Origin of the sequence: Halosimplex salinum (assembly GCF_003730195.1) — an archaeon.
Classification (GTDB): Archaea; Halobacteriota; Halobacteria; order Halobacteriales; family Haloarculaceae; genus Halosimplex; species Halosimplex salinum.
The window spans coordinates 73566-99762 of the sequence record NZ_QWGG01000006.1; the positions used below are offsets into that span (position 1 = coordinate 73566).

The window sequence follows — 26197 nt, forward strand, 5'->3', positions numbered from 1 at the left end:
CACCACGGGACGCCGTACGGACTGTATGAACATCGTTCCGGACACGAGCGTGGTCATCGACGGCCGCGTGTCCGAGCAGATCGAAGCCGACGCCGACCCCGACTCCGAAGCCGTCGGCGAAGGGTTCGCCGGCGCCACCGTCTACATCCCCGAAGCGGTCGTTGGCGAACTCGAAGCACAGGCCAACGACGGCCGCGAGAGCGGCTGGGACGGCCTCTCGGAGCTCCAGCGGCTCACCGAACTCGCCGACGACGGCACTATCTCCGTCGAGTACGTCGGCCGCCGCCCCGCGGAGGTCGAACAGCGCGAGGCCGGCGAAGGCAAGATCGACGCGATCATCCGCGACCTCGCCGAGGACCACGACGCCACGCTCGTCACGAGCGACGTCGTCCAGAGCGAGGTCGCCCGCGCGAAGGGTCTCGAGGTCGTCTACCTCGAACCCGTCGGTCGCGACGCCGAGTCCCTCGAGATCGAGGACTTCTTCGACGAGACGACGATGAGCCTCCACCTCAAAGTCGGCGTCGCGCCGATGGCCAAGCGCGGCGAGATCGGCGACATGCATTACGAGACCATCCGCGACGAGATATCCACCGAGAGCGACCTCAAGGGATGGGCGCAGGACATCGAGAACTCCGCCCGCGCGAGCGCGGAGGGCTTCGTCGAACTCGACGAACCGGGGATGACGATCGTCCAGTTCCGCCAGTACCGCATCGCCATCGCCCGCCCGCCGTTCGCGGACAAACTCGAGATCACCGCGGTTCGGCCCATCGTCAAGACGGATCTCGACGACTACGAGCACGCCGACGAACTCCGCGAGCGCCTGCTCGAACACCAGCGCGGCGTCCTGATTTCGGGGGCGCCCGGGGCCGGGAAGTCCACCTTCGCACAGGCCGTCGCGGAGTTCCTCGCCGACTCCGATTTCGCCGTCAAGACCATGGAGAAGCCCCGCGACCTGCAGGTCGGCGACCGGATCACCCAGTACACGGAACTCGGCGGGTCGATGGCCAAGACCGCCGACTCGCTGCTGATGGTCCGGCCGGACTACACCATCTACGACGAGGTCCGCAAGACCGACGACTTCGAGGTGTTCGCCGACATGCGCCTCGCCGGCGTCGGCATGGTCGGCGTCGTCCACGCGACGCGAGCCATCGACGCGCTCCAGCGGTTAGTGGGGAGGGTCGAACTCGGAATGATCCCACAGGTCGTCGACACCGTCGTCTACATCGAGGCCGGTGAGGTCGACACCGTCTACGACGTGACCACCGAGGTCAAGGTCCCCGAGGGGCTGATGGAGGAGGACCTCGCCCGCCCGGTCATCATGATCCGCGACTTCGAGACGGGTCAGCCCGCATACGAGATCTACACGTTCAACCGGCAGGTCGTCACCGTCCCGCTCGGCGACAACGCCGCCGACGGCGGGGTCGGCAAGGAGAGCGGCACCGAACGCATCGCCAAACAGGAGGTCGAGCGGGAGATCCGCTCGATCGCCCACGGTCACGTCGAGGTCGAGATCCGCGACCCCAACACGGCGGTCGTCTACGTCGAGGACGACGACATCTCCGCGGTCATCGGCAAGGGCGGCGGCCGCATCACCGACGTGGAGAACCGCCTCGGCATCGACATCGACGTGCGGACCTTCAGCGAGCAACCGCAGGGCGCGAGCGGCGGGCCCGGCGGTGCCGATGGCGGACCCAGCGCGTCCGGCGGTGGCGGGGGCAGTTCGGGCGCCAGCGGTGGCGGCGAGATCGTCGCCCCCGAGATCACCTCGCGCCACGTCATCATCCCGATGGACGGCTACGAGGGCGAGACCGTCGAGGTGCAGGCCGACGGCGAGTACCTGTTCACCGCGACCGTCTCCCGTGGCGGCGAGGTACAGGTCTCCCGTGGCTCGGCGATAGCCGAGGAACTCGAACGGGCGATCGACCGCGGGAAGACGATCATGGTGTCGCCGTCGTAGCGGGCCGGTTGCGTCCGGCGAGGCGCGCAGCGCCGAGCCGGTTCTCCGACGGTGAGGCCGCAGGCCGAACCGTCGGCCTTTTTCGCCCATGTTTTTGTCGGGCGGGTTCCCGCAGCGAACGGAGTGAGCGAGGAAACCCGCCCGGGAAAAAGGTGGTTCTATTCGTCTTCGTCGTCGTCACCGGTCAGCCGGACCAGCGAGTCGCCGTCGGCGCCGGGGGCGTACAGCGAGTCGTCCAGCGCGAGGACGTCCCACGGGATCCACTGAGGGGCGGCCCAGCCCGCGTGAGACGCGTCGTCGGTCTGCCAGAGCAACTCCCCCGACTCCCGGTCGAGCGCTTTCAGCGGGGCGCCGGCCGATTCGTCCGCGAACCCGTAGAGCACGTCTTCGGTCGCGGCCTCCGGGATCATCCCTTCGTCGAACGTCTTCGTGAGGTTGCCCGTCTCCGCGTCGACGACGCGGACGGAGTCCCGGTCCCCGCCGTAGAGCAGGTCGTCCGCGAGCACGTGTACCTGCACGGACTCGGGGACGTCTCTGGTCCAGCGGACGTCTCCGCTGTCGGCGCCGAGCGCCCGGATCTCGTCCGTCTCGCGGCCGCTGTCGTAGGCGACGTGTACCGCGTCGTCGCCCACGACGAGTTCTCTGGGGTCGAAATCGCCCGACGGCGCTTCCCATTCGATCGCTCCGGTCTCGGGCGAGAGCGCGGTGACTTCCGGCGCGACCAGATAGAGGTGGCCGTGCGCGACGGCGAGTTGCCCGAACGGGTAGTACGAGAAGCGCCGCTCCCACTGACTCTCCCCGTCGAGCCCGAGCCTCTGGACCGTTATCCCGGGGACGTCGCGGAGGATGTACACCCCGTCAGAGACGACCATGTCCGAGAAGAGGACGTTGTTCCGTTCGACCAGTGTCCGCCAGCGCTCCGTCCCGTCGGACGCGTCGACGGCGACGACGTACCCCCGTTCGACGCGATTCGGGTCCGGGTCGTCGACGACGAGCTGGACGTACACGACGCCGTCGCGGACCGCCCGTGGGTAGACGACAGTGCCGTACTCGTATCGCACGTCCCACTCGACCGACCCGTCCGCAGCGTCGAGGGACACGAGGCGCGCTTCTTCGTCGTCTACCCGCTCGCCCACGTAGACCGATCCGTCGGCGACCACCGCTCCGGAGTAGTCGAACCCCTTCCTGTTGGTCTCCGCGGAGAGGTCGACCTCCCAGTCGACGGACGGTTCCGTCTGCAGCCCCGCCGCGTCGTCGTTGTAGTTCGTCCGCCGGGGGCCGAACTCGACCTGCGGCCACGTCCCGGCGCCGTCGCGGTCGGCCGGCGACTCGAACACCTCACAGTCGCCGACGGAGAGTTCGCCGACGCAGACGCCGACGTCGTCCTCGTCGAGGTCGTCGATGATCTCCTGCGGGTCGTCGTAGTGCTCCGCGGCGCAGTCGTTCGGGTTCAGACAGAGCGTGCAGCCGTCGTCCGCACGCTCGTCCCCGCGATAGACGTCCTCCTCGACGAACCCGACGATCACCTCGTCGGCCGTCGCCTCGTAGCAGTACGTGTTGTCGTAGTCCCAGCCGACGTCGTCGCGCCCCATCGCCGGGGTGAGTTTCCGGCCCTCGTAGCCGCCGTCGACGCTGACGACGGCGAAGTTCCCGTCGGTGTCGGTACAGACCTCGCCGCATCCGAAGAAGTGCATCTGGTGGGCACTCGCCCGTCCTGTGGCGCCGATCCCGCCGACCACCGCCACGCCCGCCGCCTTCAGGACCGTTCGCCGTGTGATTCGTCCGCTCGTCTCCCCGTCGTCCGAAGACATGTATCGTTCGTCCGTTTGTATACGAATAGTTACCAGTGAGCTATCGGCGTTATACGGTGTCTACTTTCGAAGTATTCGGATCCGAACGGCACGTGAACGGCGACAACGCGGCGAGGCGGCCGGAGCCTGACGGATACCGGCCCGACCGTCGCTGGCGCCGATCCGCCCGGTCCCACCGGTCCGTCGTATCAGTAGAATAATCTGACAGGCTGTCGCATTTCGGGGCATGTCAGGTAGTCACGACCGGGCGGGCTGGACCGTCGAGCGGCCCGGGCTGACCGCGTTCGCGCTGGTGAGCGCCGTCCTCGCGCTGTCGGTCCTCCTGCCGTATCTCCAGTTCGTCCTGTTCGGCGTCGTCCTCGCGTACATCCTGTACCCCGTTCAGCGACGCGTCGAACGGGTCGTCAGGCCGACGTTCGCGGCGCTCGCCCTCGTCGCGGCCACGTTACTCCTCGTGTTGATCCCGCTCGTGTACGTCCTCACGATCGCGATCCGGCAGGCGCTCGGCCTCGTGACGGCTATCAGGGAGGGAGAGCTGGACGTCGAGACGATCGAGGGGATCCTCGAGACGAACGGGTACGCGGTCGACCTCGTCGAACTGTACGAGACGAACCAGGAACGGATCGCGGCGGCCATCCGGGAGGTCACGATGAGCGTGATCGACCTCGCCGGCAGTCTCCCGGGGCTGTTCATCGGGCTGACCGTCACGCTGTTCGTCCTCTTCGCCCTGTTGCGCGACGGGGAACGCCTCGTCGCCTGGTTCCAGTGGGTGTTGCCGGTCGACGACGACGTCCTGGACGAACTCCGCGAGGGACTGGACGAACTCATGTGGGCGTCGGTCGTCGGGAACGTCGCCGTCGCGGCCATTCAGGCCGTGATGCTCGGCGTCGGACTGGTCGTCGTCGGCGTCCCCGCCGTCGTCTTCCTCACCGTCGCCACGTTCGTCCTGACGCTCCTCCCGCTCGTCGGCGCGTTCGGCGTCTGGCTCCCGGCGGCCGCGTATCTCGCCGCGACCGGCCAGCAGACCGCCGGCGCGGGGCTCGCCGTCTACGGGCTGTTCGTCACCTTCTCCGACTCGTATCTCCGCCCGGCGCTCATCGGGCAGACCGCCGCGTTCAACTCGGCCATCGTCGTCGTCGGCATCTTCGGCGGCCTCGTCGTCTTCGGCGCCGTCGGCCTGTTCATCGGTCCCGTCGTCCTCGGCGGCGCGAAACTCACGCTCGACTGCTACGCACGCGCGTCGACCGAGGAGTCGACCGCCGTCGAATCGACCGACGCCGCGCCGGCGGACGCAGGTGGCGACGCCGAGTCCGCGGCTGACCCCGGGTCGGCGGACGCGGGTCCGGAGCCGGCGAGTGACTCGGGCGGTGAGGGCGAGACCGACGAGTGAAGTTCGACGGTCACCCCGTCGACCCGATCAGCCCTCGGTCTCCGTCGGCGTGTCCGTCGCACTCACGTCCTCGCCCTGCTCGGGCGGGACGATCTGCAGGACCGCACCGGTCTCCCCGTCGGGGACGCCGCGGCGGTTCACGAGGACGTAGATCTCGCCGTTCCGGTCCTGACCGAACTGCCTGACGAACCAGTCGAACCCGTCGGCGAACTGGAGTTCCGCCATCTCCCACAGTTCGTCGCGCGGGACGTCGCCTGCTCCGATCCCCGGCGTCTCTTCCTCCTCGCCGGGCGTCTCGTCGCTCTGGGGCGTCCCAGTCCCGGTCCCGGAGTCGGTTCCGGTCTCAGAGTCGGTTCCGGTCTCGGCGGCAGTTTCGGTCTCGGCGGCAGTTCCGGTCCCGGTGGCAGTTTCGGTCTCGGCGGCAGTTTCGGTCCCGGCGGCCGTTCCGGTCTCGGTCTCCGCTCCCTCGCCCCCGGCGCCGAAGTCGTCGGGCGGCGTCGCGGTGAACACCCGGCCGAGCGGTTCGGCGCGGCCGGGGTCGGCCGACCAGTCGCCGAAGACGTACGCGCCCTCGAGTTCGGCGACGGTGTCGTTCTCGTAGCGGTGGCCGCCGACGATGGTGATTCCGACGCTCTGGCCCTCGTAGACGTGCGGGTACTCGACGATCGGATCGATCAGTTCGCTCCCGTCGTAGGGCGCCTCGTCCGGTTCGCTGTCGGGGCAGTCGGTGATCCCCTCGACGTCGCTCGGTTCCTCGGTGCTGAAACAGTGGGTCCCCTCCTTGACGTTCCAGCCGTAGTTGCCGCCGCGCTCGACGACGCTGGCCTCCTCCCAGAGGTTCTGCCCGGCGTCGGAGACAAAGAGGTTCCCCTCGGAGTCGAAGTCGATACCGAAGGGGTTGCGGAAGCCGTAGGCGTATATCTCGTCCATCGCGTCGTCCACGTCGACGAACGGGTTGTCGTCCGGGATCCCGTAGGGCAACTCCTCCTCGTCCGGTCCGGTCGGCGTCCCGCCGGGGGTGGCGGTGCCGTCGTCGGCCCCCGCATCGACGTCGATGCGGATCACGTCGCCGAGCAGGTTGTGTCTGAGGTCCTGCCCGTTGCCGCCGTCGTTGGCCTCGTACCAGTCGTCGGCGTGGCCGTACATGTCGTCGTTGGCGCCGCCGCCGTCGCCCATCGGCACGTACAGGTAGCCGTCGGGTCCGAACGCGATCGGCCCGCCGTCGTGGTTGTACTGCGGGTGGGGGATCCGCAGGAGCTGTCGCTCGGAGTCGGGATCGACGGCGGTCCCGTCCTCGTTCGCGGTGAACTCCGAGACCACCTCGACGTGGTCCCAGTTGATCGACGCCAGCTCCTCGGTCGGCGGGGCGCTGTAGTGGAGGTAGACCCGGCCGTTGTCGGTGAACTCCGGGTGTGTGGTGACCCCCAGCAGTCCCCGCTCGTCGTAGTCCTGCGTCTGGCTCGCGTACAGACCGTAGAACGTGCCGAGTTCGACCATCCGGTCGCTCACGTCGAGGAGCGGCTCGTCGCGCACGCCGTTCTCGCGGACGAGGTACAGCTCGCCGGTCTGGTCGGTGACGAAGAAGCGGCCGGTGCCGTCGTCGGGGTCCGCGAAGTCCGTCGGCGCCGTCAGCGGCCCGTCCGCGACCTGCTGGACGCCCACCTCGGCGCCCGCCTCGAAGAATCCGGCGCCGACGCCCGGGGCCTCGGTTCCGGTCTCGGTCGCGGTCTCGGTCTCGGTTCCCGCTGCGGTCTCGGTTTCGGCTCCCGGTGTGGCCGTGGCGCCCTCCGTCACCTCGATGTCGCCGATCATCGTGTTCGGGTGGACGGTACAGATGTACTGGGCCATCTCCTCGGTCGCCGTGAACGTCAGCGACCGGGTCGCGCCCTCCTCGGACATCGTCTCAGTCGCCGTGATCGTCTCCCCCTGGTCGTCCTGGATCGTGAAGTCGTGGGCCGCGCCGTCCAGGTTCTCCCAGACGACCTCGTACTCGGTCCCGGCGGTCAGTTCCAGCGTCGGGTTCTCCTCGCCCGCGATGGCCTCCGGCTCTTCCCCCGTCCACGCCGACACCTCGCCTCCGAATCGATAGGTCCGCTGCTGGCGACCGAGCGCGAGGGCTCCGAATCCCGCGACCGCACCGGTCGCAGCGCCGACTTCGAGGAGCCGTCGCCGCGTGGGGTGCCACCCGGTAGTCTCGTCCGTCTGCTCAACTGGTCGGTCCGCTTCGCCTGAACTGTCTGTCATGTGTTTCCCCGTCAGTCACTAGACGGGCGCGATGAAAACGACCGAACACCGTTTTCCCGGTATCTGCCGTACAACCTCGATAGAGTAGGCTTAACGTCTCGATCTGGTGGGGGGACCGGTCGGTCGCCGTCCAGTCGTTTCCGGCGAAACCCCGCCTTACGGAGGCCGCGTGGCGGTCGAACGGCCAGGCGGCTACGGGGTGGTGCGAGACGGCAGGAGAGAACGGGAAGGCGTCGTCAGTCGGCGGCGGCCTCGGCTTCGCAGTCGCAGTCGGGCTTGTCTATCTCGTAGAGGTTCTGTCGGGCGTCGGCGAAGTAGACGTCCTCCTCGACGACCCCGACCGTCTCGAGGCGTTCGAGGGCGTAGCGGACGGTGCGTGCCGAGAGCATCGACTCTTCGACGATCCCCTTCTGGGTGAGCGGACCGTCGTACTCCAGTACTTTGTAGACGAGTTTCGCGCTCGGCGGCAAGTCGCTGAGGTCGTCCCCGTCTGTCTCGGGCATCGATAGAGCGGAAGGGCGCGCAAACAATAAAGATTGACACTGGAGACAGCCAACACCCGGAGGAGAAACCGACAGTCCGCCGAAACCGCCAGGGACGCGTCCGGTTCGGGCGGGACGACCGCGCGGCGGGTCGGGGGACTGCCGTCGGTGTGGGACGGGGAACGAACGGCTTTTGGGGACGCGTAGCGGACACAGAGGTATGGCTACCGAAACCGCCGAGGGCTGGGACGACCACCTCCGGGGGCTCACGGTGACGACGCTCGCCTCCCTGCTCGGGCTCGGCGCCGGCGTCGGGGCGTCGTCCCTGGCGACCGGTCCGAACGACCGGCTGGGACTGTACCTGCTGGCAGCGGCGGTGCTCGTCCAGTTCCCGGTCTACATGGCGATCGGTATCGACGTGGACGACTTCGGCGTGAAGGAGTATCTCTACATCGCCTTCATCACCTTCTCGCTGTGGTTCGTCTCCTGGGGCATCCTGCTGACCGCGGAGACCTCCCTGTAACGATGGCGGACGATTCTATCGCGGTCGTCGACCTCGAGCGCTGTCAACCCGACCGCTGTAACTACGAGTGCGCGAACTTCTGTCCCCCGAACCGCTCCGGCAAGGAGTGCATCGTCACGCGCGAGGAGCGCTTCGAGGGCGAGGACGGCTACGAGGGCGGCGCCGACCAGATACACATCTCCGAGGAGATCTGTCTCGGCGAGACCTGCGGTATCTGCGTCAACAAGTGCCCGTTCGACGCCATCGAGATCATCAACCTCCCGCAGGAACTCGACGACGACCCCGTCCACCGCTACGGCGAGAACGCCTTCGCGCTCTACGGCCTGCCCGCACCCCAGGAGGGGCAGGTCACCGGCATCCTCGGCCCGAACGGCATCGGGAAGACGACCGCCGTCCGCATCCTCGCCGACGAGATGGCTCCCAACCTCGGGCAGGTCTCGGGCGACCCGCCCGGCTGGGAGGCGATCATGGACGAGTACCGCGGGACGGAACTGCAGAACTACCTGCAGGAACTGCGCGACGGCGACGTGACCGTCGCCCGCAAACCGCAGTACGTCGACCAGATCCCCGACCAGTTCGACGGGACCACCCGCGAACTGCTCGAACGCACCGACGAACGCGGGGCGCTCGACGACCTGATCGAGCGGGTCGGCATCCGCCCGGTCGTCGACCAGGACATCGACACCCTCTCCGGCGGCGAACTCCAGCGAGTCGCGCTCGTGGCGTGTCTCGCTCGCGACGCCGACTTCTACTTCCTCGACGAACTCACCCCCTACCTCGACATCGGCCAGCGGATGACCGCCGCGCGACTCGTGCGGGAACTCGCCGACGAGGAGGACCGCTCGATGCTCGTCGTCGAGCACGACCTCGCCATCCTCGACCTGCTCGCCGACACGATCCACGTCGCCTACGGGTCACCCGGGGCGTTCGGTGTCGTCACGAGCCCCAAATCCACGAAGAACGGCATCAACGAGTACCTCTCGGGCTACCTCGAGAACGAGAACATGCGGGTGCGTCAGGAGTCGATCACCTTCGAGGAGCACGCGCCCCGCCAGACCGCGGACAGCGAAGTCGTCGTCGAGTACCCCGACCTCAGCAAGTCCTACGGCGACGGCGAGTTCTCGCTCGAAGTCGAGGGCGGCGAGATACAGGAGAACGAGGTGCTGGGCGTCGTCGGCCCGAACGGCATCGGGAAGTCGACGTTCGCCAAACTCCTCGCCGGGCGCCTCGAACCCGACGAGGGCGAGGTGAACGCCCGCCTCGACATCGCCTACAAGCCCCAGTACGTCGAGATCGACCAGCCGATGCGCGTGGACGCCTTCCTCGCCTCTATCACCGACGACTTCGGCTCCTCGTACTGGAACACCGAAATCGCTGAACCGCTCCAGATCGACGCGGTGATGGAGCAGAACCTCACCGACCTCTCCGGCGGGGAGCGCCAGCGCGTCGCCATCGCGGCGTGTCTCTCCGAGGACGCCGACCTGTACCTCCTCGACGAGCCGTCGGCCCACCTCGACGTGGAACAGCGGGTGCGCGCGACCAGCGCCATCCGCCGCTACACCGAGAACCACGACGCCACCGCCCTCGTCATCGACCACGACATCTACATGGTCGACCTGCTCGCCGACCGGCTGCTCGTCTTCGACGGCGAACCGGCCCAGCACGGCCACGCGTCCCCGCCCGTCGGCATGCGCGACGGCATGAACGAGTTCCTCGCGAACCTCGACATCACCTTCCGCCGCGACGAGCGCACCGGGCGCCCCCGGATCAACAAACCGGACTCGCAACTCGACCGCGAGCAGAAGAACGCCGGCGAGTACTACTACAGCGACTGAACTGCGACGGACAGTCGTCCCGGATACGTCCGAACTCTTTTCCGATATTCCGCCGTACCGACTGGTATGAGCACGGGGCGCGAGATCCGACTCGTAGAGGAAGACGACGGCTGGTGGTCGGCTATTGACGAGGAGACTGGAGTCGCGAGCCAGGGGCCGAGCAGGACGGAAGCGCTGGCGAACCTCGACGAAGCCGTCGAGGCGACGCGGGAGGCAGCGGAAGCCGACACTGACGCTCCGGAGCCGGACGCGCCGTGGTTCGACGAGTAGTGCATGTTTTCTCGCGATTTCTCGGGCGAGGAGATCGTCAACGTCCTTCGCAAGTTCGGATATCGCCACGATCGGACGCGTGGCGACCACGCTATTCTCAAGTACACGCATCCGGAGACGGAGGAGAAGCGGACGGTCACCGTCCCACTACACGACCGCGTTCGGACTGGGACGCTGCAGAACATCGCCGCTCAGTGCGGAGCGGAAGACTTCCGTTCGTGGTGTGAATGGATCGACGAACACCGGTGATGGGAGCGGCTCGTCCCGGCCGAGATGCGCGACGGCACGAACGAGTCCATAGTCGACCTCGAATCACTTCCGGTCACAGCGATCGGGCCGGTCTGCTCGGAGCGAAGTTCTCGACTACCCGGACTGCGCCGACGCGAGCACGCGGGCGACGTACTGCTGTCGCCAGAGCAGCCAGCCGCCGAGACACACCGCGAGCAGACCCAGCGCGGTGACGCCGACGGCGTCCCAGTGGGTCTTCGCGAGCGCACAGGACAGCGTCTCCCGCGCACACGCCCCGAACAGGGGTCGGGCGACGGCACCGAGATACACCAGCCCGGTTCCTACCGTTACGGCGGCGAGGCCCGCCAGTCCCTTCAGCAGGATCTCCCGAGTGCTCGGCGGGTCGGTGAGGATCGACTCTCGCACGTCTGCGCGCGGTCCCGCCGCCTGCGAGAACCCGGCGGTCAGGAGCAACAGGAGCGCGACGGGGGCGACGAACAGCCCGATCGACATCATCCCCAGGATCGCGAGGCCCGTCGTCGGGAGAGCGGCCGCCCAGACGAGCGGCGTCCGGTTCGTCCACGCGCCGACCGCGGCGACGACGGCGAGCGCGACGACGGACAGTACCCACGCCGCGAAGTACGCGTCGGCGAACGGGTCCGGGTAGAGCAGGGCGAACGCGGCCGCACCCGAAGCGACGACGGCGAGCGCGCTCGACTGGCGGGCGGCCGCCTCGGGCGACGGGACGCCGATCGCGAGCGTCACGGGCGCGGAACACCCCGATTTTCGCCGCGCGGTTCGACGGTCGGGCTCGCGACCGAAGGGCACATCGCGACAGATCCTTCGTAGAGGGGGACCGTCAGAGTATCGCCGGTCGCCGGCATCACCCCCAGTCGACACGGCCAGTCCCGCTGTACGGCCCGCCCTTCGTACGCCGGCATCGGGCTTACCGCTCCGACGGGAGTACCGACCGTAGAGCTTCGATTATGCCCGAAATCGGATACACCCTGTCGAGCGAGGAGCACCACCCGAACGACCTCGTCGAGTACGCCACTCGCGCGGAGGAGGTCGGCTTCGACTTCCTCTCGGTCTCCGACCACTACCACCCGTGGAACAGTAATCAGGGCGAATCGCCGTTCGTCTGGTCGACGCTCGGCGGCGTCGCCGCGGCGACAGACGACATTGACGTCGGCGTGGGCGTCTCGGCACCGATCGTTCGGATGCACCCGGCGGTCTACGCGCAGGCGGCCGCGACGGCGGCGGCGATGTTCGACGGCCGGACCTTCTACGCCGGCGTGGGGACCGGCGAGGCGCTCAACGAGCACGTCGTCGGCGACCGCTGGCCCGAACACGAGGTCCGCCTGGCGATGCTCGCGGAGGCCGTCGAGGTCGTCGACCGACTCTGGAGCGGCGAGCAGGTCAGCCACCACGGCGAGCACTACACCGTCGAGAACGCGAAACTGTTCACGCTCCCCGAGGAGCGCCCACCGATCTGCGTCTCGGCGTACGGCGAGCGCACCGCGAAGGCAGCCGCGGAGTTCGGCGACGGCTTCTGGTCGGTCGGCCCGCAGGAGACCGTCGAGACGTGGGAAGAAGCGGGCGGCGACGGCCCCCGGCTCTGCCAGCTACAGGCCTGCGTCGCCGACAGCGAGGCCGAAGCCGTCTCGACCGCCCACGAGCTGTGGCCGAACTCGGCGTTACCGGGCGAGTTGAGCAACGTCCTGCCGACGCCGGTCCACTTCGAGCAGGCGACGGAGCTGGTCTCCGAGGAGGACATCGCCGAGGGGAGTATCCTGACCGGCCCGGATGCCCAGCAACACATCGATTCGATTCAGGAGGCGATCGACATGGGCTACGATCACGTCTACACCATGCAGATCGGCGACGACCAGGAGGCGCTGTTCGACCTCTACCGGGAGGAGGTCCTCCCGTCGTTCTAGGTGGGCCGACGACCCGGACCGACGACCGTCGCGGCCCGTCGGCCGTGCTGTCGCCGCTCGCACCCGGTCGCTCCTCCACTCCGAAACGCCGTTGCACGTGCGGCCCGACACACCGCCATGGGAACCATCACTGCCGATTTCTCCGACGAGACGGTGATCGTCACCGGCGCGAGTTCCGGCATCGGCCGCGCGGTCGCCGTGGGGTTCGGCGAGGCCGGCGCGACCGTGATCAACGCCGACGTGCGCGCCGACCCCAAGGACCAGAACGCCGAGGCAGCGGCCGGCGACGCCGAGACGCCGACCCACGAACTGATCGACGACGAGACCGAGGGCCGCGGCGTCTTCGTCGAGACGGACGTCTCGGAGTACGACGACCTCGCCGCCGTCGTCGAGGGCGCCCGCGAGTTCGATGGGGTCGGCGTGATGGTCAACAACGCGGGTATCCACGTCAGCCGCGAGTTTCTCGACGTGACGCCGGCGGAGTACGACCGCCTGCACGCCGTCAACGCCCGCGGGGCCTTCTTCGGGACGCAACTCGCCGCCCGGGACATGATCGACCGCGGCGAGGGCGGTGTCGTCGTCAACACCGCCTCGACCACGAGCGGACACGCCGAGTGGGAGCACTCACACTACGCCACGACCAAGGGCGCGGTGAAGATGCTGACCCAGAGCGCGGCGCTCGAACTCGCCGAGCACGGCGTCCGCGTCAACGCCGTCGCGCCCGGTCCCATCGCCACCGAGATAACCGAGGGCTGGTCGCAGCGCGCCGAGGACTCCGTCGGCGGCGGGCGACGGCCGCCCACCCGCGCCGGTCGCCCGGAGGACCTGAAAGACGCCTACCGCTACCTCGCCAGCGAGGGCGCCGACTACGTCACCGGCGAGACGCTCTGGGTCGACGGCGGAAGCCACATCTGACCGGCCGCTACTCCTCTCGACTTTCGAACAAAAACCGGCTTCAGCGAGCGCTTTTCTGTCGGTCGGTCGTCGGTTCGTACATGCTGTTCGCCGGGAGCGACGACGGTGTGTATCGGTTCTCGGGGATCGACGCGTCGGACGAGTCGACCCCGACGCAGGTTCTCGACAGCGGTCGCGTGCTACGACTCCGGACGTTCGACGCGAGAGACGGCCTGTTCGCAGCGACGACCACGGGGCTCTTCCACTCGCCCGACGGCGAAGCGTGGACCGACCTCGGCGTCCCCGAGGACCGGGTGTACGCAGTCGGGGCCAGCGGCGACGGCAGTCGGCTCTACGCGGGCACGCGGCCCGCACACGTCTACGTGGCCGAACAAGAGACCGCAGGCGGCCCCGACGACCCCGACGGCCCCGACGACTCTGGCGACTCCGACGACTCCGACGATTTCGATTCCCGCCAGTGGCGCGAGTGTGAGGGGTTCCAGACCCTCCCCTCGCGCGAGGAGTGGCGGCTCCCTCGCCACGAGGACCTCGCGCAAGTCCGGGACGTCCACGCCGACCCCGCCGCACCGGACCGAATCGTCGCGGGCGTCGAAGTCGGGGGCGTCCACGTCAGCGACGACGGCGGCGAGACGTGGGCCGAGCGCCGTGAGGGCGTGAACGACGATATCCACGAACTCCACGTCGTCGGCCCCGGCGAGTACGTGGCTGCCACCGGGTTCGGGCTGTTCCGCACGACGGACGGGGGGGAGTCGTGGACGCGACTCGACGAGGGGTTCGACCAGCGCTACTTTCGGACGGCGTTCTCGGTGGACGGGACCGTCTACGCCGCCGGTGCGCTGGCGAACTCGTCCACGTGGGACGACCCGGCCGCCGATCCCGAACTGTTCGCCCTCCGCGACGACACGCTGGAGCGGGTCGCGTTCCCCGCGCCCGACGAGACGGTCACGGGGACGACCGCTGTCGACGGAGCCCTCGTCGTCGCGACCCATCGCGGGTCGGTGTTCGCTCGCCGCGGGGACGAGTGGGACCGGGTCGGCGACCTGCCGGTCGCAGCAGACCAGACGGGCCGCTACACGCCGCTCGCACGATTCGAGGGGTGACCGGCGGGACGCTCTCACTCACCGACCGGTGGGACGCTCTCACTCACCGACCGGTGGGACGCTCTCACTCACCGACCGGCGGGACGCTCTCACTCACCGACCGGCCGCGCCTCGGTGGCGGCGGACGCCTCCTCATCGGCGGCGGTGGGCAGTTCGACGACGACGGTCGTCCCACCGGGGTCGTTCCCTTCGATCCGGAGGTCGCCGTCGTAGCGCTCGACGAGCGTCGAGGCGATCTGGAGTCCGCCGCCGCTCGTCCCCTCACCCCTGCTGAACGCCGACGGGCGTTCGTCGGCCGGGATCCCGGGGCCGTCGTCGTCGACGGTCAGGCGAGTGTGCTCCTCGCTGCGCTCGACCGCGAGCGAGACTCGCGGCTCGTCGCTGTCGTTGTGCTCGACGGCGTTCTCGGCGAGGTTGTCGACGACCGAGCGGAGGCCGGCGTTGGCGACGACCGGTGCGCGGTCGGGGAGGTCGGTCGTCACCGTCGCACGCGTCGCGCTCTCGAGGGTGTCGGCGACGTCGGCGACGACGGCCGCGAGGTCGACGGGTTCGTAGTCGGCGTCGCCGGCGACGGTCCTTGCCAGCGACCCCGTCGCGTCGATCCGGTCGTAGGCCTCGTCGGCCTTCTCGCGGACGATCTCGGCGTGCTCGGACACCTCGTCGTCGGTGTCCGTGTCCGCGCTCTCGATCTCCCCGGCGTAGGCGTGGATCACCTGGATGTCGTTGCGCAGGTCGTGGCGGATGAGGCCGTTGACGAACGCCAGCGTGTCGCTCGCGCGCCTCGCGCGATTCGCGTCGGCGACCGCGCGCGCCCGGTAGTACCCCGCGACAGTCCCCGCGAGCCCGCCGAACGAGGCGGTGACCAGCAGCGTGAACTGCGGTTCCGAGACCACTCGCTCCTCGAACAGTCGGACGAGGATCGTGAGCCCGACGGCGCCCGTGAACGCGACGACGCCGCCGAGACACCACACCGCGACCACCCACTTGTACGCCGAGTCGAGCTCGGTCTCCCGGAGCCGGTAGCCGCCGTAGGCGAGTGCGACCGCCGGCGTGCCGTCGAGCAACAGGGCCAGCGCCGGTGCCCGAAGCGACCCCAGCGCGGCGGCTTCCGCCGAGTGGTGGACGACTGCCGTCAGCGCGAGCACGCTCCCGACGCTCGCGACGGCGACCGACCCCGCGTCCCACCGACGGTGGCGCTTCATACGCTTCGCAAGGACTCTCCCCATTTCAATGGGGTACCTAATGAGACCGGACGTGGCCGCCAGTGTGAGAGAAACCGGCCCCGTCCCGGCAGGTAACCGGCGGCAGTTCTGGGGCGCTCGCGGGTCAGTCCCGCCCGGCGGAGACGCGTTCGATGGCGTCACAGACGATGTCGAGACCGACTTCGGCCTGTTCGTGCGTCATCACGAGCGGCGGGAGCAGGCGCAGGACGTTGTCGTCGCGGCCGCCGCCCCAGGCGAGAACGCCCCGCTCCAGACAGCGCTGGCGCACCTCTCCGACGGCGTCCGGCGCCGGCCGCCCTTCCTCGTCGACGAACTCGGCGCCGACGAACAGGCCCATCCCGCGGACCTGCCCGACGAGCGGGCTGTCGACGCGGGCGAGCCGTTTGCGGATGTACGTCCCGAGCTCGGTGGCGTGGTCGAGCAGGTCGTGGTCCTCGACGTACTCGATCGAACGGAGCGCCGCCCGCATCGCCACGTTGTAGCCGCGGAAGGTCCCGGTGTGGCCGCCCGGCCCCCACGTGTCTAGTTCCTCGCGATACACGGTCGCCGAGAGCGGGTGTCCGTTGCCGACGCCCTTCCCGACCGTCATCGCGTCCGGGGTCACGTCGAAGTGGTCGCTGGCCCACCACTCCCCGGTCCGGCCCATCCCCGTCTGGATCTCGTCGACGATCAGCGGCACGTCGTGGTCGTCACAGAGGTCGCGCAGCCCCGACATGAACCCCGCCGGCGGGACGACGATGCCGCCCTCGCCCTGGATCGGTTCGACCCACACCCCCGCGGGGTTGGGCATCGCCCCGTACCGGTCGGCGAGCAGCGTCTTCACGTCCTCGAGCGCCCGGTCGACCGTCTCCTGTGGCGCCCCGTCCTGCCGGAACGGGTACGGGTACTGGGCGTGTTCGACCTCGGCGAGCAGCGGCGTGTAGTCGGCCTTGTACTTCCCGTCGGCGGTGAGGCTGTACGCGCCGGACGTCTCGCCGTGGAAGGCGCCGTAGAACGCCACCATCCCCCTGTTTCCGGTGTACTGTTTGGCGAGCTTGATCGACCCCTCGACGGCGTCGCTCCCGGTGGGTCCGCCGAAGACGACGCGGCTCGCGCCCGCCATGTCGCCCGGTGCGATCGCGTCGAGTTTCTCGATCAGGTCGAGTCGGGGCTCGGTGGGGAAGTCGAGCGAGTGAGGGAGCCGGCGGGTCTGTTCGGCGGCGGCCTCGGTGACGTAGGGGTTGCAGTGGCCGACGTTGAGGACGCTGATACCGCCGAAGAAGTCGAGATACCGGTTGCCGTCGACGTCTTCGAGGGTCGCGCCCCTCCCCTCGTGGAAGGCGATCGGCATCTCGGTGGGGTAGAGCACCGCGGAACTCTCGGCGGCGCGCTGGCGCTCGCGCAACGCTCGGGACCTCGGACCGGGGACCTCGTCGACGTTCGGTGCGTCGTCGAAGTGAAGCTCCGTGATCGGTGGCGAGGCAGTCATGGCGGCCCTAGGGGAACGGGGGGTTTCCCCCTTGGCTTCCCCCACTGATTTTCCGCTTCTGGGCCGCGCGCGTCGAGCGCGGCTCCGACGACGGCAGTGGCTCTCACACCCCCGCAAGACCCTTCGCCGTGGCCGACCCATCGACAGACGTGTACGACTATCACGTCCACTCGTCGTACTCGGACGGCGAATTCCTGGACCGGATGCTCGGGGCGGCCGCCGACGCCGGCCTCGACGGGGTGGGGTTCGCCGACCACTGCAACGTCTCCGAGCGCGACCACCTCCGGCGCTACAAGAAGCGGTTCGGCTTCAACCTCGACGTGACCTACGAGCGCCGCCGCGAGGCCATCGCCGCGCTCCGCGAGGAGTACGACCTGCGGATCTTCGACGCCGTCGAGGTCGACTACCACCCCGCGGACGAGCCCGCGATCCGCGCGTTCCTCGACGACGCCGACTTCGACTACACCGTCGGGAGCGTCCACGAGGTCAGGACCTACAACGTCCACGAGGGGTACTTCGCGGAGCTGTCGGCGGCCGAACGGCGCGAGGCGGTCGACGAGTACTTCGAGCGACTCGTCGCGCTGGTCGAGTCGGACCTGTTCGACGTGGCGGCCCACCTCGACATCGTCGAGCGCAACCCCGCTCTCCGGGGACACGCGACGCGAGACCACTACGAGGCGGTGGCCGCGGCGCTGGCCGAGGCGGAGACGGTCCCGGAGGTCAACGCCGGACGGATCGACCGCGAGTACGCGGAGTTCCACCCGGCCCCCGAGTTCCTGGACGTGCTCGCCGACCACGGCGTGGCCGTCACTGTCGGCTCGGACTCGCACGACCCGGAGGCGCTCCGAGAACGGATTCCGCTCCTGCGAGACAGGCTCTCCGACGCCGCGGTCGACGTCGCCGACCTGTCGGTCTAAGCCCTCTCTCTACGCCGCGTCGAGGTCGGCGTCGATGGCGTCGTCGAGGCCGTCGTCGGCCACGGCGTACTCCTCCTCGTCGGCCTCGGAGACCTTCTCGCCGCCGTCTTCCTGGGACTCCGTGACGGTGTCGTCGCCGGTGACCGAGACGAACAGTTCGCCGAGTTCCTCCGTCCGATCGCCGTTTCGTGATTCACTCATACTCCCTCGTTGGACTGGACCGGAGATACCGCTGGTGCCTAACTATGTTGGCTCGAACGCGGTACTGCGGGAATACACCGGTGAGAGCGGCCGACTCGGGGGGACGGTGTGTCGGGATCGGGCCGTCCCGTCGGTCACATGACCTGGCGCTGGCAGGTGCCACAGAGCGCTTCGTCCTTGATGTCGACTTCCCGGACGGTCGGGGAGAAACTCATGACGCAGCGTTTGTTGTCGCAGTGTTCGAGGCCCATGGTGTGGCCGATCTCGTGGATGACCTCCTTGCGGACGCGGTCGGAGAACACCTCTTCGTCCGAGCGCCGCGAGATGCCGCCGTCGGAGGAGGTGTTGAGTCGGTACGTCGAGATGACCGACCCCTTGCCGTCGAGGTAGGCGAGGCCGAACACGTAGTTGCGGCGGTGGTAGAACAGGTCTTTCGGCGTGATGGCGATGTTCTTGTCGCCGTCGCCCACGCGTGTGGCGAGTTTGATGAACGCTTCCGCGCTGTACTGGTCGCGACTGCGGTCGTACGCGCCGGAGGGGATCGACTGCGTGTCGTGCATCGTCACGTCGCTCTCGTAGACGGCCCGCAGGCTCGCCGAGGCCTCGCGTTTGACCTCGGCGCGGACGTCACCCACCGGCACGATGTCGACGTGCATACGGGATGTTTATGAGAGGGGACGTGATAAATACCCCGACGTGATCCCGGAGACCGTAGACGCACTCGTCGCTCGCCTCGCCGAGTTCGACACCGCCGTCGAGGTCGGCGTCGGCCGCCGGACGACCGTCGCCGCGGCGCTCGCCGACAGCGGGACCGACGTGGTCGCGACGGACCTGCGCGACCGGACCGTGCCCGAGCCCGTCCGGTTCGTCCGCGACGACCTGACGGACCCCGACCCGTCGGTGTACGCGGACGCCGACGTGATATACGGCCTGAACCTCCCGCCGGAGCTCCACCGGCCGGCGCTCGCGGTCGCCCGCGAGGCCGGCGCCGAGTTCCTGTTCACGACGCTCGGGACCGACCAGCCCCTCGTTCCGGTGGAGCGAGCCACGCTCCCGGCCGAGACGCTGTTCACGGCGCGGGGCCGACGGGAGTGAGAGTCGGAACGGATTTTTGAGTGGAGTGCATCCCCGGAGACACCAATGAACGCGGACGCGGTCGTGCTCGACGTCGACGGCGTGCTCGTCGACGTCGCCGACTCCTACCGCCGGGCGATCGTCGAATCCGTCGCGCACGTGTACGACGAGACGATTCCGAAGGAGGGAATCCAGCAGTTCAAGGACGCGGGCGGGTTCAACAACGACTGGGAGCTCACGGACGCCGCGGCGCTGTACGTGCTCGCACGCCGCGAGGGGCTCTCGCTCTCGCTCTCGTCGTTCACCGAGCGCGTCGCCGCCACGGGCGGCGGCGTCGCCGCCGCCGAGACGGTCGTCCTCGACGCCCTCGGCCCCGCCGAGCGCGAGCGCGTCATGAGCGAGTGGGACCCCGACCGACTCCGCGAGGTGTTCCAGCAGCTCTACCTCGGCAGCGACCTGTATCGCGACCTCGAGGGCGCCGAACCCGACATGGACACGCCCGGCTACATCAACGACGAACCGGTGATCCTCGAACGGGCGACGGTCGAGGCCCTGCGAGACCGCTACGACCTCGGCGTGTTGACCGGCCGCCCCGCCGCCGAGGCGGATATCGCGCTCGACCGCGTCGGCCTCGACGTGCCCGACGACCACCGGTTCACGATGGACGACTGGGACGAGGGGAAACCCGACCCGAGCGCGCTCGTCACGCTGGCCGAGCGCTTCGACGCCGACTCGGTCGTCTTCGTCGGCGACACGCTCGACGACGTCAAGACGGCGGTCAACGCCGCCGGCGTCGACTCCGACCGCACGTATCGCGGCGTCGGCGTCCTCACCGGCGGGCTGACCGGCGCCGACGGCCGCCGGAAGTACGACGGGGCGGGCGCGGCCGCGGTGATCGATTCGGTCAACGACCTCCCGGCCCTGCTCGGCGGTGCGGACGACGCCGACGCCGACGCTGACGCCGACGACGACGCTGACGCCGACGCCGTCGACGAGTGACCGTCCGTCCGGTTCGCCGAATCGCCAATGCTTATCCTGATCTCGTCCGAGACACCGGTATGGACATCGCACTGCTTGGCGGAACCGGAGACATCGGAGAGGGGCTGGCCCTGCGCTGGGCCTACGACACGTCCCACGAGGTCATCGTCGGCTCGCGCGACGCCGAACGAGCCGCGAACAAGGCCGAGGAGTACGCGACGGAACTCGACAGCCGCGGCGTCGACTCGTCGGTCGCGGGCTACGAGAACGGCGAGGCGGCGGCCCGCGCGGACGTGATCGTCTGTGCGGTCCCGGCCTACCACCTCACGGACACCATCGAGTCGGTCGCCGACCAACTGGACGAGGGCGACGTGCTCGTCTCGCCCGCTGTGGGCATGAAACGCGACGAGGCCGGGATGCACTACAACGAACCCGGCGCCGGGAGCGTCACGGCGCTCGCCGCGGACGCGGCCCCCGACGGCGTCTCCGTGGTCGGCGCGTTCCACAACCTCGCCGCCGACCGACTGGCGAACCTCGACGCGGAACTCGACGTGGACACGCTCGTCGTCGCGGACGACGACGACGCCGCGGACACCGTCTCCTCGCTCGCCGAGGGGATCGAGGGGCTCCGTCCGGTCTCCGCCGGCGGCATCGCCAACGCCTCGGAGGTCGAGGCGCTGACGCCGCTGCTCATCAACATCGCGATGAACAACGAGAAGATGCACGACGTGGGCGTCAAGTTCCACTGAACTCGGGGCCGTTCGTCTCCCCCGCGACCGATCAGTCGTCGCGGTCGGCGCCCGCGTCGACCGCCGCGCCGTCGCTGACCGCGCCGAACTCGAAGCGCACGCCGCCGCTCTCGCTCTCGGTGACCTCGACCTCCCAGCCGTGGGCCTCGGCGATGGTGCGGACGATGCTCAGGCCCAGCCCCGTCCCCTCGTCGCTGGTCGAGTAGCCCGCGTCGAAGACGCGGTCGCGGTGTTCGGGGGGGATGCCGGGGCCGTCGTCGGCGACGAAGAAGCCCTGTCGGTCCGCGAGCGTGCCGACGGTGACCGTCACCGCGTTCCTGCCGTACTCGTCCGAGTCGTCGGTGTCGTCGGCCTGTGGCCGACTGCTCGTGGAGCCGTGCTCCACGCTGTCCTCTCGAGCGTGCGACGGAGGGCTCGTCGAACCGTGTTCGACGGAGTTCCGGAAGACGTTCTCGAGGAGTTGCTGGAGGCGGCTCGGGTCGGCCAGCAGGCGCGCGTCGGTCGCGACGTCGAGGGTCGCCGCGTCGGTCTCGACGACTCGCCAGGCCGCTCGGGCCACGTCGGCCAGTTCGGTCGGCTGGGGGTCGCTCACGGTCTCGCCCTCGCGAGCGAGGGTGAGCACGTCGCCGACCAGCGCGTCGATCCGGTGGAGCGCGCGCTCGATAGCGTCGAAGTGCTCCTCGTCGCCCTCCGCGCGAGCGAACTCCAGTCGGCCGAGCGCGACCTCGAGCGGGTTGCGCAGGTCGTGCGAGATGACGCTCGCGAACCGCTCCAGCCGCTCGTTCTGTCGTTCGAGCTGTGTCTCGTACTTCTTGCGCTCGGTGATGTCACGGGTCACGCCGACGACGCCGAGGACGTCCCCGTGTTCGTCGCGCCAGGGCGCCTTCGACGTCGTCACGTAGGTCTCCTCGAGGTCGTCGCCGTAGGCGTGTTCGATCCGGTCCTCGATCGACTCGCCGGTCTCGACGACCGTCCGGTCGTCCGCGACCGCCTCCTCGGAGAGTTCCGGCGGGTAGAGGTCGTAGTCGGTCTTGCCGAGGATGTCTTCGGCGGTGTGGTGGCGTTTCCCGTCCGGGCTCTCGAGGTAGGGCGGACCGGTGAGCCGCGGTACCTCGTCGCTGAGTCGGACGTGGCGACTCTGTCGGTCCTTGAAGTAGATGGACAGCGGGACGTTCTCCAGCAGGGAGTCGAGCATCGTCGACTCGCGGCGCTCCGCGCGGCGGCGCTCGACCAGCGACACGAGTCTGCCGAGGGTCGCGACGCGGTCGAAGTCGTCGTCGACCTGGAGATAGCTGTCGACGCCGAGTTCGGCGGCGGTCGCCGGTGCGAAGGAGTCTGCGGCAGCGAACACGACGACCGGTAGCGAGTCGGAGTACTCGCGGACAGCCTCGACGACGGCCGGTCCGTCGAAGGACGCGTCGCTGTCACAGACGACCGCGTCGAACTGTCCGTCGCGTAGCTCTGCAGACACGTCGACCGGCGGAGTCGCGGCGCTGAGCGCGAGCGCGCCGCTGGATTCGCGCCAGCGCTCCGTCACGGTCGGGGCGTCCGGGCCGACGTAGAGGACCGCAGGTGGCGTGTGCATACGGGACTCCGAGACGATGTATCCGTTAGCGCCTGCCCGTGCATAAGTACGGGGGTCGATCGAACCCCGCTCCGCGAACGGGGCCGCGGTCGGTGGATACGGCTCGGCCGCCGGCGCCCGAGACGCGGGATCCGGTGGGCGGGGCCGGGCCTCCGCCGCGTGACGGTCGGCTCCGCGGCGCTTTTGACCGCGGGCGCCCTACGGCGGCTATGACGACCCAGCCATGCGACGGCTGTGGCGACGACGTGAGCATCGCCGGCGGCATCGCCAACATCTGGACGCTCGAGAAGTCCACGACCGACGGCATGACGCTGGAACTCGCCGACGGCTCCGAGCACTTCCTCTGTTACGACTGCATGGAGCGACTCCCCGACGACCACGACCCCACGGCCGAGGACGTCGCCGACCTGTAGCCGTCGACGCGGGCGACCGCGTCTCCGTCAGGCGTCCGGTCCCTCGTCGTGGTCGAGCGTCGACGACGTCTCGCCGTCGTCGGCGGTCCAGACGACGCTGAGGACGTAGTCGCTCGCGACGCCGACGGCGACGGAGTCGCCCGCGACGACGGTCTCGCCGTCGCCGCTTGCCGACCCCTGCCACGGTCCGGCGCCGGTCTGGTCCGCGCCTTCCACGTCTTCGAAGCCCTTCCCTCGAATCGAGAGGGCGCTCCGGTCGATACTGTCCCCTCCCTCGTGACTGACGGTGCAGATACCGCGACCGTCGCCCCGCTCCTCGTAGTCCATCGACAGCGAAACCGTCGGCGCGTTGGGCCGTGTGTCGTCGCTCGAGACGTTCGGCCCGGGAAACTCTCCGGGGAACTCCGTGACCTCGCCGGTCGGGACGAGCGCCGTCGCGGTGACCGCCCGGCCGTCCGCGCGGACCGTCGGGTCGCTGCCGAGGAACGCCTCGGAGTCGCCCGCCCAGTCGGCCATCGCTGACCGGTCCGACCCCTCGTCGGCGAAGACGGCGGCCGCGTGGGCTCGGGTCTCGTCGCTCCCGACGTGGTAGCCCATCCCCTCGCCGACGCCGCCCTCGAAGGTCTCTCCGGCCTCGTGCGTGCGCCCCTGGAGGACGTGCGCGCTCCCGACCGCGTCGAGGAGGCGGGCGCAGTCGTCGACGGCGTCGACGTACTGCGCCGCGTTGCCGGTCCGGGCGTCGACGACCGCTTCGACGACCGGCCGTTTGTCCGAGTCGTCCCAGCTACTGACCGCACCCGCGGTGACGAGCATGCCGTCGCGGACGGCCACCGCTCGCTGGTCGTCGGTGCTGAAGATCCGGAAGCCGTGCCGGGAGTCGTCGGCCTCGAAGCCGTGGTCCCGGAACCCGTCCTCGACGCGTTTCCGGCCGAACTCGCCGACGAGGACGGTAGCGGACCGGGCGAACCGATAGATCGCGGTCAGGTCACCGAGCGTCCCGACGCCCGGGATCGGGTACTCCTCGTCGAAGTCCGCCAGCGCGTCCGCGCCGAGGTCGCCCTCGTGCTCGCGCAGTGATCGCGGCGCCATCGCGAGGAACGCGTAGCCCGAGGCGTCCGTCTGGTCGAGCGACTCCGGGTCCGGCATCCACTTCGCCAGATCCGAAACCGGGGTCTCCGGTCGACTCGCGACGGGCGTCGCCGTCGCCGTCCCCGAGGCCGTGGCGGTGTCGGTCGCGGTCGGGGTACTCCCGCCGCCGTCTCCGTCGCCGGTCCCGCCTCCGTCGCCGGATCCGTCTCCATCGCCGTTCGGCTGTTCGGTCGCAGTGCCGTCGCCGCCGCCCAGACACCCCGCGAGCGACGACAGCCCGGCGATCGCGACTCCCCCTCGCTTCAGTACGTTTCGGCGCGTCTCCTGCATCGACTCGGTGTCTTTCGAGTACCTGTAAAGTAGTTGCGGAGTACTCCGGTGGGCGCTCGCGTCACCGCGCCCCTCCGAGCGTCAGGCGTCTGGGCCTTCGCCGTGCATGATCGTCGCCGAGGCGTCGCCGTCTGGGGACTGCCAGACGACGCTGATCTCGTAGTCGCTGGCGGCGCCCACCTCGACGAAGTCACCTGCGATGACCGACTCGTCGTCCGCGCTGGCGGTTCCCTGCCACTGCCCGCCCTCGGTCTGGTCGACCTCGTCCACGTCGGCGAAGCCCGACCCGTGGAGGAACAGTTCGTCCCGCGGGATCGACTCCCCGCCGTCGTGGGTCACTTCGAGGACGCCGACGCCGTCGCCCGTCTCCTCGTAGTCGTAGCCGAACGTCGCCGTGGGCGTCTCCGAGCCGCGGCCGCCCGACTGGCCGGGCACGTCCGAGCGGAAGGTACCGATCTCACCGCTCGGGACCGTCGCCGTCGCGGTGGCGACCCGACCGTCCGTCGCGATGTCCGGCTCCTGCCCGTAGAACACGTCGGTCTCGTCGGCCCAGTCGGCCAGCGGTTTCGCGTCCGTCCGTCCCTCGCGGAAGACGACCGGGGTCGTGACGTGCGTTTCGGCACCGTCGACCTCGATCCCGAGCCCACCCGCGACCGCGCCGTCGAAGGTCTCGCCGACGGGGTGGGTCCGCCCGCGGAGGAGGTGAGCAGAGCCGAGCGCGGTCGCGAGTCGGTCGCAGTCGTCCGCCGCGTCGACGTAGCGCTCGCCCGCACCAGCCTTCGCGTCGACGACTGCCTCGACGGTGGCTCGCGCCTGTGTCCCGTCGCTGACGGCGGGTGCGGAGACGAGCGCGTTCTCGCTCAGCGCCGCCGCGCCGCCGCCGTCGCCGCCGGCGGTGAAGACGGCGAACCCGTGTCTGGTGTCCGTCTCGGACAGTCCCCGACTGCGGAAGCCCTCGGCGGCGCTCTCGCGGTCGACGCCGCCCTCGAAGACGAGGGCCCGCAGGCCGATCTGGTGGAACTTCGTCGCGTCCGCGTAGGTGTCGACGCCCGGCACGTTCGCGTCGGACCGCAGCCCTTCCGTCGTGCCGTCGCCGAGGGCCGATTTCTGGGCGACGATGGCCGCGGGCGCGATGGACGTGAACTCGTAGTGGTCCTGACCGAGGGCGGCGGGTGCCGGGAACCACGCCGCGTAGTCCGCTGTCGAGAGGGGCGCCGACCCGTCGACCGGGGTCGGCGTCTCGGTCGCGGTGGCCGTGTCGGTCGCCGTCGCCGGTTCGGTGGCTGTGGCCGTCTCGGTCGCAGTGGCCGCGGCGGTCGGGTCGGGCGGGGCCGTGTCGGTCGCCCCGGCCGGGCGGTCGGGGGTGTCTGTGGCGTCACCGTCACTCAGACAGCCGGCGATCGATCCGGCGAGGAGGACGCCGGTCGCGCGTTTCAGAAACGTGCGTCGCGGGGATGGCATCGTCACGGCGTTTC

General features: G+C 69.5%; 25 protein-coding genes. 14 read left to right on the forward strand and 11 right to left on the reverse strand.

From position 1 onward, the window contains the following. Positions 1-25 precede the first annotated feature (25 nt). Positions 26-1957, forward strand: coding sequence for a PINc/VapC family ATPase (locus D1409_RS15745; protein WP_123537944.1), 1932 nt, complete (start codon positions 26-28; stop codon positions 1955-1957). A 158-nt stretch (positions 1958-2115) separates the two neighbouring features. Here the strand turns inward: D1409_RS15745 and D1409_RS15750 are convergent, their stop codons facing one another. Continuing rightward, positions 2116-3768 (reverse strand): outer membrane protein assembly factor BamB family protein, encoded by a 1653-nt coding sequence (locus tag D1409_RS15750; protein WP_123537945.1) that lies wholly within the window; start codon positions 3766-3768, stop codon positions 2116-2118. Positions 3769-3994: 226 nt separating this feature from the next. Between D1409_RS15750 and D1409_RS15755 the strand changes: the two genes are divergently transcribed. After that, positions 3995-5158, forward strand: coding sequence for an AI-2E family transporter (locus tag D1409_RS15755; protein WP_123537946.1), 1164 nt, complete (start codon positions 3995-3997; stop codon positions 5156-5158). 27 nt (positions 5159-5185) lie between these two features. Here D1409_RS15755 and D1409_RS15760 read toward each other — a convergent pair whose 3' ends face one another. Together D1409_RS15760 and D1409_RS15765 are read right to left on the reverse strand one after the other, a co-directional pair. Beyond that, on the reverse strand, positions 5186-7402 hold the full coding sequence (locus tag D1409_RS15760) for a PQQ-dependent sugar dehydrogenase (RefSeq protein ID WP_123537947.1): 2217 nt from the start codon (positions 7400-7402) through the stop codon (positions 5186-5188). A gap of 236 nt (positions 7403-7638) precedes the next feature. Continuing rightward, positions 7639-7905 (reverse strand): MarR family transcriptional regulator, encoded by a 267-nt coding sequence (locus tag D1409_RS15765; protein ID WP_123537948.1) that lies wholly within the window; start codon positions 7903-7905, stop codon positions 7639-7641. Positions 7906-8104: 199 nt separating this feature from the next. On the opposite strand from D1409_RS15765, the gene D1409_RS15770 reads away from it, so the two are divergent. From D1409_RS15770 to D1409_RS15785, 4 genes are all read left to right on the forward strand, one after another. Further along, positions 8105-8407, forward strand: a complete 303-nt coding sequence (locus D1409_RS15770; RefSeq protein ID WP_123537949.1) for an EMC6-like membrane protein — start codon at positions 8105-8107, stop codon at positions 8405-8407. A gap of 2 nt (positions 8408-8409) precedes the next feature. After that, entirely contained in the window at positions 8410-10242 is a 1833-nt protein-coding gene (locus D1409_RS15775; protein ID WP_123537950.1) for a ribosome biogenesis/translation initiation ATPase RLI, read from the forward strand. Between the two features lie 66 nt (positions 10243-10308). Then, on the forward strand, positions 10309-10512 hold the full coding sequence (locus tag D1409_RS15780; protein ID WP_123537951.1) for a type II toxin-antitoxin system HicB family antitoxin: 204 nt from the start codon (positions 10309-10311) through the stop codon (positions 10510-10512). Positions 10513-10515: 3 nt separating this feature from the next. Then, entirely contained in the window at positions 10516-10761 is a 246-nt protein-coding gene (locus D1409_RS15785) for a type II toxin-antitoxin system HicA family toxin (RefSeq protein WP_123537952.1), read from the forward strand. 114 nt (positions 10762-10875) lie between these two features. Here the strand turns inward: D1409_RS15785 and D1409_RS15790 are convergent, their stop codons facing one another. Continuing rightward, positions 10876-11505: a hypothetical protein gene (locus tag D1409_RS15790; RefSeq protein WP_123537953.1), complete on the reverse strand. Its 630-nt coding sequence runs from the start codon at positions 11503-11505 to the stop codon at positions 10876-10878. A 221-nt stretch (positions 11506-11726) separates the two neighbouring features. Here D1409_RS15790 and D1409_RS15795 point away from each other — a divergent pair, with 221 nt between their 5' ends. From D1409_RS15795 to D1409_RS15805, 3 genes are all read left to right on the forward strand, one after another. Next, entirely contained in the window at positions 11727-12680 is a 954-nt protein-coding gene (locus D1409_RS15795) for a TIGR03557 family F420-dependent LLM class oxidoreductase (RefSeq protein WP_123537954.1), read from the forward strand. Between the two features lie 117 nt (positions 12681-12797). Beyond that, complete coding sequence (locus tag D1409_RS15800) at positions 12798-13595, forward strand: SDR family NAD(P)-dependent oxidoreductase (protein ID WP_123537955.1); 798 nt, start codon at positions 12798-12800, stop codon at positions 13593-13595. Between the two features lie 80 nt (positions 13596-13675). After that, positions 13676-14695 carry a WD40/YVTN/BNR-like repeat-containing protein gene (locus tag D1409_RS15805; RefSeq protein WP_123537956.1) on the forward strand — a complete coding sequence of 340 codons (1020 nt, stop codon included), beginning with the start codon at positions 13676-13678 and terminating at the stop codon, positions 14693-14695. Positions 14696-14784: 89 nt separating this feature from the next. Here the strand turns inward: D1409_RS15805 and D1409_RS15810 are convergent, their stop codons facing one another. Then, the gene (locus D1409_RS15810; RefSeq protein WP_123537957.1) at positions 14785-15897 is read right to left on the reverse strand and encodes an ATP-binding protein; all 1113 of its coding nucleotides are present in this window, start codon (positions 15895-15897) and stop codon (positions 14785-14787) included. A gap of 124 nt (positions 15898-16021) precedes the next feature. Further along, complete coding sequence (locus D1409_RS15815; protein ID WP_123537958.1) at positions 16022-17386, reverse strand: aspartate aminotransferase family protein; 1365 nt, start codon at positions 17384-17386, stop codon at positions 16022-16024. Between the two features lie 149 nt (positions 17387-17535). Here D1409_RS15815 and D1409_RS15820 point away from each other — a divergent pair, with 149 nt between their 5' ends. After that, positions 17536-18303 carry a PHP domain-containing protein gene (locus D1409_RS15820; protein ID WP_123537959.1) on the forward strand — a complete coding sequence of 256 codons (768 nt, stop codon included), beginning with the start codon at positions 17536-17538 and terminating at the stop codon, positions 18301-18303. Between the two features lie 9 nt (positions 18304-18312). Here the strand turns inward: D1409_RS15820 and D1409_RS15825 are convergent, their stop codons facing one another. Both D1409_RS15825 and D1409_RS15830 read right to left on the reverse strand, forming a co-directional pair. Continuing rightward, positions 18313-18504: a hypothetical protein gene (locus D1409_RS15825; RefSeq protein ID WP_123537960.1), complete on the reverse strand. Its 192-nt coding sequence runs from the start codon at positions 18502-18504 to the stop codon at positions 18313-18315. Positions 18505-18638: 134 nt separating this feature from the next. Then, on the reverse strand, positions 18639-19160 hold the full coding sequence (locus tag D1409_RS15830; protein WP_123537961.1) for an archaemetzincin family Zn-dependent metalloprotease: 522 nt from the start codon (positions 19158-19160) through the stop codon (positions 18639-18641). A 40-nt stretch (positions 19161-19200) separates the two neighbouring features. Between D1409_RS15830 and D1409_RS15835 the strand changes: the two genes are divergently transcribed. From D1409_RS15835 to npdG, 3 genes are read left to right on the forward strand one after another with little or no spacing between them, the layout of a single operon-like run. Then, the gene (locus D1409_RS15835; RefSeq protein ID WP_235853589.1) at positions 19201-19599 is read left to right on the forward strand and encodes a UPF0146 family protein; all 399 of its coding nucleotides are present in this window, start codon (positions 19201-19203) and stop codon (positions 19597-19599) included. Between the two features lie 45 nt (positions 19600-19644). Next, entirely contained in the window at positions 19645-20577 is a 933-nt protein-coding gene (locus D1409_RS15840; protein ID WP_123537962.1) for a TIGR01548 family HAD-type hydrolase, read from the forward strand. Positions 20578-20636: 59 nt separating this feature from the next. Then, positions 20637-21305 carry an NADPH-dependent F420 reductase gene (gene npdG, locus D1409_RS15845; protein ID WP_123537963.1) on the forward strand — a complete coding sequence of 223 codons (669 nt, stop codon included), beginning with the start codon at positions 20637-20639 and terminating at the stop codon, positions 21303-21305. 31 nt (positions 21306-21336) lie between these two features. Here npdG and D1409_RS15850 read toward each other — a convergent pair whose 3' ends face one another. After that, the gene (locus D1409_RS15850) at positions 21337-22890 is read right to left on the reverse strand and encodes a sensor histidine kinase (protein WP_123537964.1); all 1554 of its coding nucleotides are present in this window, start codon (positions 22888-22890) and stop codon (positions 21337-21339) included. Between the two features lie 209 nt (positions 22891-23099). Here D1409_RS15850 and D1409_RS15855 point away from each other — a divergent pair, with 209 nt between their 5' ends. After that, positions 23100-23303 carry a DUF7561 family protein gene (locus tag D1409_RS15855; protein WP_123537965.1) on the forward strand — a complete coding sequence of 68 codons (204 nt, stop codon included), beginning with the start codon at positions 23100-23102 and terminating at the stop codon, positions 23301-23303. A 27-nt stretch (positions 23304-23330) separates the two neighbouring features. Here the strand turns inward: D1409_RS15855 and D1409_RS15860 are convergent, their stop codons facing one another. Next, a complete protein-coding gene (locus D1409_RS15860; RefSeq protein WP_123537966.1) occupies positions 23331-24722 on the reverse strand; it encodes a hypothetical protein in 1392 nt (463 codons plus the stop codon). 81 nt (positions 24723-24803) lie between these two features. Beyond that, on the reverse strand, positions 24804-26183 hold the full coding sequence (locus D1409_RS15865) for a hypothetical protein (protein ID WP_123537967.1): 1380 nt from the start codon (positions 26181-26183) through the stop codon (positions 24804-24806). Positions 26184-26197 lie beyond the last annotated feature (14 nt).

Excerpts from the sequence above, each read along its gene's own strand:
- D1409_RS15745 (WP_123537944.1), top strand. The coding sequence starts at position 26 with ATGAACATCGTTCCGGACACGAGCGTGGTCATCGACGGCCGCGTGTCC.
- D1409_RS15750 (WP_123537945.1), bottom strand. The coding sequence starts at position 3,768 with ATGTCTTCGGACGACGGGGAGACGAGCGGACGAATCACACGGCGAACG.
- D1409_RS15755 (WP_123537946.1), top strand. The coding sequence starts at position 3,995 with ATGTCAGGTAGTCACGACCGGGCGGGCTGGACCGTCGAGCGGCCCGGG.
- D1409_RS15760 (WP_123537947.1), bottom strand. The coding sequence starts at position 7,402 with ATGACAGACAGTTCAGGCGAAGCGGACCGACCAGTTGAGCAGACGGAC.
- D1409_RS15765 (WP_123537948.1), bottom strand. The coding sequence starts at position 7,905 with ATGCCCGAGACAGACGGGGACGACCTCAGCGACTTGCCGCCGAGCGCG.
- D1409_RS15770 (WP_123537949.1), top strand. The coding sequence starts at position 8,105 with ATGGCTACCGAAACCGCCGAGGGCTGGGACGACCACCTCCGGGGGCTC.
- D1409_RS15775 (WP_123537950.1), top strand. The coding sequence starts at position 8,410 with ATGGCGGACGATTCTATCGCGGTCGTCGACCTCGAGCGCTGTCAACCC.
- D1409_RS15780 (WP_123537951.1), top strand. The coding sequence starts at position 10,309 with ATGAGCACGGGGCGCGAGATCCGACTCGTAGAGGAAGACGACGGCTGG.
- D1409_RS15785 (WP_123537952.1), top strand. The coding sequence starts at position 10,516 with ATGTTTTCTCGCGATTTCTCGGGCGAGGAGATCGTCAACGTCCTTCGC.
- D1409_RS15795 (WP_123537954.1), top strand. The coding sequence starts at position 11,727 with ATGCCCGAAATCGGATACACCCTGTCGAGCGAGGAGCACCACCCGAAC.
- D1409_RS15800 (WP_123537955.1), top strand. The coding sequence starts at position 12,798 with ATGGGAACCATCACTGCCGATTTCTCCGACGAGACGGTGATCGTCACC.
- D1409_RS15805 (WP_123537956.1), top strand. The coding sequence starts at position 13,676 with ATGCTGTTCGCCGGGAGCGACGACGGTGTGTATCGGTTCTCGGGGATC.
- D1409_RS15810 (WP_123537957.1), bottom strand. The coding sequence starts at position 15,897 with ATGAAGCGCCACCGTCGGTGGGACGCGGGGTCGGTCGCCGTCGCGAGC.
- D1409_RS15815 (WP_123537958.1), bottom strand. The coding sequence starts at position 17,386 with ATGACTGCCTCGCCACCGATCACGGAGCTTCACTTCGACGACGCACCG.
- D1409_RS15825 (WP_123537960.1), bottom strand. The coding sequence starts at position 18,504 with ATGAGTGAATCACGAAACGGCGATCGGACGGAGGAACTCGGCGAACTG.
- D1409_RS15830 (WP_123537961.1), bottom strand. The coding sequence starts at position 19,160 with ATGCACGTCGACATCGTGCCGGTGGGTGACGTCCGCGCCGAGGTCAAA.
- D1409_RS15840 (WP_123537962.1), top strand. The coding sequence starts at position 19,645 with ATGAACGCGGACGCGGTCGTGCTCGACGTCGACGGCGTGCTCGTCGAC.
- npdG (WP_123537963.1), top strand. The coding sequence starts at position 20,637 with ATGGACATCGCACTGCTTGGCGGAACCGGAGACATCGGAGAGGGGCTG.
- D1409_RS15850 (WP_123537964.1), bottom strand. The coding sequence starts at position 22,890 with ATGCACACGCCACCTGCGGTCCTCTACGTCGGCCCGGACGCCCCGACC.
- D1409_RS15855 (WP_123537965.1), top strand. The coding sequence starts at position 23,100 with ATGACGACCCAGCCATGCGACGGCTGTGGCGACGACGTGAGCATCGCC.
- D1409_RS15860 (WP_123537966.1), bottom strand. The coding sequence starts at position 24,722 with ATGCAGGAGACGCGCCGAAACGTACTGAAGCGAGGGGGAGTCGCGATC.
- D1409_RS15865 (WP_123537967.1), bottom strand. The coding sequence starts at position 26,183 with ATGCCATCCCCGCGACGCACGTTTCTGAAACGCGCGACCGGCGTCCTC.